Annotated in this window: 2 protein-coding genes; both read right to left on the bottom strand. The window is 44.4% G+C overall.

Annotated features, from left to right (window positions below; genetic code table 11):
* Positions 1-211: 211 nt before the first annotated feature.
* On the bottom strand, positions 212-1,657 hold the full coding sequence (gene viaA, locus AACQ17_RS07850) for an ATPase RavA stimulator ViaA (RefSeq protein ID WP_019283198.1): 1,446 nt from the start codon (positions 1,655-1,657) through the stop codon (positions 212-214).
* 9 nt (positions 1,658-1,666) lie between these two features.
* On the bottom strand, positions 1,667-3,325 hold the full coding sequence (locus AACQ17_RS07845) for an ATPase RavA domain-containing protein (RefSeq protein WP_013867938.1): 1,659 nt from the start codon (positions 3,323-3,325) through the stop codon (positions 1,667-1,669).
* Positions 3,326-3,372: the final 47 nt, after the last annotated feature.

Genomic DNA, 3,372 nt, shown 5'->3' with positions numbered 1-3,372 from the left:
CTTTTAATAACTCTGCTCACTTTGTTGAGCAATTAACTCCTGACATTGTTCTTTCGAGCTTTGCCGTGAGAACGAGGCGTACTTTAACGGATTAAGAAAATGAGTCAACAATAAATTTTCCACTTATGAATCAAGTGACTAAGAATCGACCCACAAAGGATAGAAGGCGAACAATTAGAGCAACAATCCATCAGTTTTTATCAAGTGATCGTTACCATTTTTTCATCAGTCGCCCGACGAGATTAGGATGGTATGCCCAGCAGTGATCAAACATCGCCATCAACTGTGGATTACCATAGCGAGACAAACTCACCGCATGGAAACGATTTTTTTGATGTTTTAAGGTCGCGATTTTTTCTAGCAGAGCTTCCGGCGGTTTAGGTGCGATGAAATCCGACAATACGACCAAATCTGCATTGCGGTATTTGTCACTGTTCATCAGTTCAACCGATTGTTCTAGCACAGGGTCTAAATCCGTTCCGCCGTGAAATGAATAACTTAAAAAATCACTCGCTTCACGCAAGCCATCTTGCTTGGTCAGCTCATAGGTAATTTGCTGAGTAGAAAACAGCATCACGTAGCACTCGCGCCTCTCAGCCAGCGCGATCTGCATCAGAGCATAAGCCATCGCTTTAGCACACTGTTCTGGGAAACCACTCATGGAACCAGAAGCGTCCACACATACGATGAACGGCCCTTTTTCAATCTCAAACTGTTTGTGTTCTGGTTGGTACGCTTTGACTTTACGCAAGGTGCGAGACTTGCCTTGCATGCGATAGTTCATCAAGCGCTTATCCACTAAATGCTTGTAGAAAACCACCTCAAGTTCAGGATAGGCAAGAAACATGGTTTCGTTGGGCAGCAGCTTGTTCAGATCATCACTTTCGTGGATGCCGACGATGTCATCCGTCGCTTCGTCCGATTTCTCCTCCACCATTTGCAGCGCTTCGGCTGGAGTGCGGTTGAGATCCGGGTCATCTACTTCGCCAGCCATGCGCCCAAGCTGTTCAGCAATCTCTTGCAATCCTTTGTTCTTTTTCAAAAATTCCGCATGGCGTTTCATGACACTAATGTCTGTTTTACTGAGCTTCGCCGATGCCATATCCCACAAGCGACCGACGCTGCTTTCATCACCCGATTCCGTGACTTTATCCATGTTTTTCATGGTTTCCATACGCTGGTACAAATCGGCCAACACTTTTTCTTTGTTACTTTCAAGTTCGTTGATTTGCGCTTGTTTAATCGCATGGCAAAGGCTTTGATACCATTGGTCACAAAAGAAATGAGGGAACATGGGGTTATGCAACCCCTTGTTTTTTTCGATTAAACGACGTGCTTGGAGATAAAATGCTGAGTGCCATTCCAACTGTTTGATTATCTCGTTAATCCGGGTAAAGAAGGTCTCTTCATCCCAGTGAATTACTTCTTGGTATAAGGTCAGCTCTTGTTGAAAACGCTCAGTTTCACACACTTTTGTAATGCGTTTTTTGACGCTACCACGCCACTTAGTTAGGTGATTTTTAACTGAATTCGCCACGCCGCGATTTTCAGCCATCATCATCACTTGCGAGCGCGCAAGCAAATCATTCACTGCCGTATCAATGATGCCCGAATCGGCAATCATTAACGCTAAATTTAAACCATCGGCACCAAGCATCTTCTCTCCTTACGCAAAAAACTGGTTTAGGTTTTTAAAACGAAGCACCGTTTTTTCGCATTCGGTATGAGTCGATTCAAGTAATTGCTGCAGATGCTGCAGCGTCGCTTCCATAGCGGTGGGCAGCTCCGGATCAATGAAGTTATGCGGCAAAGCGCCGTGAAACTTAGAACGTACTTTACGCAAATGGTGTTCGGCATGTTGCAACTGTGCAACGGCTTGATCCGCTTTCGTAAGCCACTCTTGATAAAGACTTTCGTCTAAACCTTGCTCAGTCACCAAACTCACCAACACCGAGCGATTAGCAATATCTTTAAGAACGAGGTTATTACCAGCATCTAAATCAAATCTTAAACGGCACAAATTGGTATTTTGATTCACATAACCATACACATCGCCATGCCCCTCTTTGATCGTTCTTTCAAGCTCGCTTTTAGGCACATAAACCCAGCGGCTATCGCCTTTTTCGGCCTCAGATACGGACATATTGCTTTGCAGCAATACCAATTTGACCAAGTCATGAGCGGTGCCTACCTGATAGGTTTTTGCCGATTTGGTATCAAACTGATGCACTTGCTTTTTAATCAAACCGGATGATGTTTCCAGCGAGAGCAACATGCCAAATTCAGACTCTAGCTCTTCTTGAATCTCAGCCAGCTCTTCACGACACACTACGATTTGATGTTCAACTTCTTGTTGGTCAAAAGCATGTTTCAACGCAAAGTCGCGTATAACGCGGCGCACAATATCGCGAGAATCGGGGCTATTCCAAAGACAATCTTGCAGCAGCAGTAAATCAAGCGGGTTGATTGAGTCGCGGCCATTAAAAAACGCACTCGCTTTGAGCAGCTTCACCGCTTTTTTCCAACGGCGATCTGAAACGTACATATCAATACTTGCCGCAGCGGGCTGATTTTCAACGGCATGCTCTAGCATGTTTTTCAGCTCAAATAACTTTTCAAACACATCATCTGTCAACAGTAAATCGTCAAGTTGTCGCTGCCATGAGTGGTACTCTTCATCGGTAATCGCAAGCCCTTCAGGGATGCGCGCTTCTTGTGGCGTACCGACAGTCAGCATCGATTTGAAATTCTGCTTATTTTGAATACGGTTGACAAACACACGCACTAACATGCGATCGTACAAGGCATCTAAACCACTCTCTTCATCCGGTAATTCGTTCGATGCCGAAACCAGAAGACGCATTGGTACACGTTCAATATCGCTCCCATTTTTGAAGGTTTTTTCATTCACAACCGTTAATAAGGTGTTCAAAATGGCGGGGCCTGCTTTCCAAATTTCATCAAGAAAAACCACTTGTGCGGTAGGAAGATAGCCTTTGGTTAGGCGAACATAGCGCCCATTATCTTTTAATTCTTGAATGCTTAATGGACCAAATACCTCTTCTGGTGTTGAGAAACGCGTCATGAGGTATTCAAAATAACTGCTGTTATCGAAGGCTTGGATCAGACGTTTCGCAATCAAACTTTTTGCAATACCAGGAGGGCCGAGTAGGAAAACACTTTCCCCCGCTAAAGCAGCCAGTAGACAAAGTTTGATGGTGTCTTCACGCTCATAAACACCATCCGATAAAGCCTTAGCAAGCTTATTTATGCGCTCTGAAAGTAGCGCTTTTTGCGCATGAGATGCAGGAGTAAAATTGATCACTTAAGCGCTCCAAATGGTTTGTATACATAACTCTATACGACTGTTAT

The sequence above is a fragment of the Vibrio sp. V10_P2A27P122 genome (genome assembly GCF_963874335.1).
GTDB lineage: Bacteria > Pseudomonadota > Gammaproteobacteria > Enterobacterales > Vibrionaceae > Vibrio > Vibrio anguillarum.
This window is presented reverse-complemented; position numbering and strand designations above follow the sequence as displayed.